We start from the raw sequence: 3,536 nt of genomic DNA, 5'->3' as shown, positions 1-3,536 counted from the left end.
GGGGGGGGGCTACTCCGGGGGGGGGGGGGGCTTCCTACTCCCCAAACCGGGCCGCGGGGGGGCCCCCCCCCCCCCGTCGGCCCCCCCGGGGGGCCGCCCGCGGGGTTCCCGGGGCCCCCGGACCCTGGGGTGACCCGCTCAGTCCCCGGCGCTGTCCACGACCGCCGCCCACTCGTCGAGCAGGGCCTGGGCCGAGGTGTCGTCGGGTCCTTCCGCCCACAGGTGGGTGACCGCCTCAGACGGGTCGGGCAGCACCATGACCCAGCGGCCGTCGGTCTCCACGACCCGGACACCGTCGGTGGTGTCGACGCTGCGCTCCCCGGCCGCCTCCACGACCCGGCGCATCACGAGCCCCTTGACCGCCCAGGGTGTGGCGAGGTCCCGCCGCAGCACGTGGGCACGCGGGATGCGGGCGTCGATCTGGCTGAGGGTGAGCTGGGTCCTGGCGACCAGGCCGATCAGCCTGACGAAGGCCGCCGTGCCGTCGAAGACGCTGCTGAACTCGGGGACGATGAAGCCGCCGCGGCCGTCGCCGCCGAAGATCGTGGTGTCCTCGCGGCCCACCCGGGTCAGGTCGTCGGGTGACGTGGTCGTCCACTCGACCTGTGTCCCGTGGTACGCCGCGACCTGCTCGGCGACCCGGGTGGTCGTGACCGGGAGCGCCACTCGCCCGCTCCTGCGCTCGGCGGCCACGAGGTCGAGCATGACCAGCAGTGCGCGGTCGTCCTCGATGATGCGGCCCCGCTCGTCCACGAGGGACAGCCGTTCCCCGACGGGGTCGAACCGCACGCCGAACGCGGCCCGCGCGGACGACACGATCTCGCCGAGGCGTACGAGCCCCGCGCGCCGGGCCTCGGCGGACTCGGTCGGCCGGGACTCGTCGAGGCCCGGGTTGATGGTCAGCGCGTCCACGCCGAGGCGTCCGAGCAGGCTGGGCAGAACAAGGCCTGCGCTGCCGTTGGAGGCGTCCACGACCACCTTGAGGCCCGCGTCGGCGATGCCCGCCGTGTCGACGTTGCGGAGCAGCGAACCCGTGTAGGAGTCGAAGACGCTCGACGGGAAGTACAGGTCCCCGATCTCCCCGGGGAAGGCCCTGCGGTACTCCTGACGGGCGTAGACCCGGTCCAGCTTCCGCTGCCGCGCCTGGGAGAGGTCCGCCCCCCGCTCGTCGAAGAACATGATGTCGACCGAGTCCGGCACACCGGGGGACGTCCGGATCATGATGCCGCCGGCGCTGCCCCGCGCGGTCTGCTGACGGGCCACCGGCAGCGGCACGTTCTCCAGGTCCCGTACGTCGATGGCGCTCGCCTGCAACGCCGAGATGACCGCTCTCTTCAGCGCGCGGGCACCACGGGAGTGGTCTCGCGCGGTGGTCACCGTCGCACCCTTCTTCAGGGTCGTCGCGTACGCCCCGGCGAGCCGGACGGCCAGCTCGGGCGTGATCTCGACGTTCAGGATCCCGGAGACCCCGCGTGCTCCGAAGAGGTGCGCCTGGCCGCGCGATTCCCAGATCACCGAGGTGTTGACGAAGGCGCCGGCCTCGATGGTCTTGAACGGGTAGACCCGCACATTTCCCTGAATGATCGATTCTTCACCGACGAGGCATTCGTCGCCGATCACGGCACCGTCCTCGATGCGGGCCGCCCGCATGACGTCGGTGTTCTTGCCGATCACACAGCCCCGCAGGTTGCTGTGCTGCCCGATGTAGACGTTGTCGTGAACGACCGCACGGTGCAGGAAGGCGCCGGATTTCACGACGACGTTCGATCCCACCACCGTGTGTTCGCGGATCTCGGCGCCCGCCTCGATCTTCGCGTAGTCACCGATGTACAGGGGCCCGCGCAGTACCGCGTCGGGGTGGACCTCGGCGCCTTCCGCGACCCAGACCCCGGGGGAGATCTCGAAGCCGTCGAGTTCGACGTCGACCTTGCGCTCGAGCACGTCGGCCTGGGCCTTCACGTAGCTCTCGTGCGTGCCCACGTCCTCCCAGTAGCCCTCCGCGATGTAGCCGCAGATCAGCTTGCCGTCCTTCATGAGCTGCGGGAACACGTCTCCGGACCAGTCCACCGAGGTGTCGGCCTGCACGTAGTCGAAGACCTCGGGCTCCATGACGTAGATGCCCGTGTTCACGGTGTCGGAGAAGACCTGTCCCCAGGTCGGCTTCTCCAGGAAGCGCTCGACCTTTCCTTCCTCGTCCACGATCGTGATCCCGAATTCCAGCGGGTTCGGGACCCGGGTCAGGCACACCGTGACGAGTGCGCCCTTCTCCTTGTGGAACGCGATGAGGTCCGTGAGATCGAAGTCGGTGAGGGCGTCGCCGGAAATGACCAGGAAGGTGTCGTCCTTCAGGGCTTCCTCGGCGTTCTTCACGCTTCCCGCGGTGCCGAGCGGCTTCTCCTCGTTGGCGTAACTGAGCTCCATCCCGAGTTCCTCGCCGTCGCCGAAGTAATTCTTGACGAGTGAGGCGAGGAACTGGACGGTGACGACGGTCTCGTTGAGCCCATGCCGCTTGAGCAGCCTCAGCACATGCTCCATGATCGGCCGGTTGGCCACGGGCAGGAGAGGCTTGGGCATGCTTGAGGTCATGGGGCGAAGACGAGTGCCTTCGCCGCCTGCCATCACGACGGCCTTCATGTCGGAAACGTCCTCCTCGAAGAGACGACGGTCTAGCCGACTTCACCCGTCGGGGCAACACCAGGACATCGGTGCGGGCCGGCGACTCTGCACGGCGCCACGTCAACGAGCTAATCGGCTACTTGATCCGCCTTGACCAGACGGCGGACCTGGACCACGTAGAGGATCCCTGCCCACCAATAGAGGGTTGTACCCCATCCAGCGAACGCCCATCCGAAAATGGTGCCCAGCTCAGCCAGCCAACCACTTCCGTCGCTGAGCAGCAACAAGGGGAAGGCGTACATCAGGTTGAAGGTTGCAGCTTTCCCGAGGAAGTTCACCTGGGGCGGCGGATAGCCGTGCCTGCGCAGGATTCCCACCATGACGAGAAGCATCAGCTCTCGGGCGAGGAGTGCGGCCGTCAGCCAGAGCGGCAGGATCTCGCGCCAGGTGAGCCCGACGAGGGTCGAGAGAATGTAGAGGCGGTCGGCAGCCGGGTCCAGAAGCCGGCCGAGGCTGCTGATCTGGTTCCACCGGCGGGCGAGCTTGCCGTCGAGGTAGTCACTGACACCGCTCAGCATCAGGACCAGAAGGGCCCAGCCATCGCTGTTGGGCCCGCCGAACACAGGGCGAAGAATCAGCCACAGGAAGAGCGGTACGCCGACGAGGCGAGCCATGCTGAGGATGTTGGGGATGGTGAGTACTCGGTCCGTCTGAACTCGAGTCTCCTGGACCTCCACCCGGGGGCCTCCTGTGAAGAACGTGCCAATGATGCCCCCTGACCTTACCCTCAGCCCCTGCCCACCGGGGCACAGGGGTACGAGCGGACCCGGAACGCAGAAAAGCCCCGTGCCACAAGGGCACGGGGCTTTCCCGGAATAATTGTTCGGCGGCGTCCTACTCTCCCACAGGGTCCCCCCTGC

The 3,536-nt window shown here is 68.0% G+C and carries 2 protein-coding genes; both read right to left on the bottom strand.

Annotated elements, in window-relative coordinates:
* Positions 1-138: 138 nt before the first annotated feature.
* Entirely contained in the window at positions 139-2,634 is a 2,496-nt protein-coding gene (locus ACFVS9_RS33465) for a sugar phosphate nucleotidyltransferase (protein ID WP_383118028.1), read from the bottom strand.
* A gap of 110 nt (positions 2,635-2,744) precedes the next feature.
* Complete coding sequence (locus tag ACFVS9_RS33460; protein ID WP_383118029.1) at positions 2,745-3,353, bottom strand: CDP-alcohol phosphatidyltransferase family protein; 609 nt, start codon at positions 3,351-3,353, stop codon at positions 2,745-2,747.
* Between the last annotated feature and the right edge of the window lie 183 nt (positions 3,354-3,536).

Source organism: Streptomyces sp. NPDC058008 (genome assembly GCF_042886395.1).
In the GTDB taxonomy this organism is placed as follows: Bacteria; Actinomycetota; Actinomycetes; order Streptomycetales; family Streptomycetaceae; genus Streptomyces.
The sequence above is the reverse complement of the archived record's forward strand: the minus strand, read 5'-3'. Positions and strand labels throughout refer to the sequence as shown.

Coding starts and splice junctions, on each gene's coding strand:
- ACFVS9_RS33465 (WP_383118028.1), bottom strand. CDS start 2,634: ATGAAGGCCGTCGTGATGGCAGGCGGCGAAGGCACTCGTCTTCGCCCC.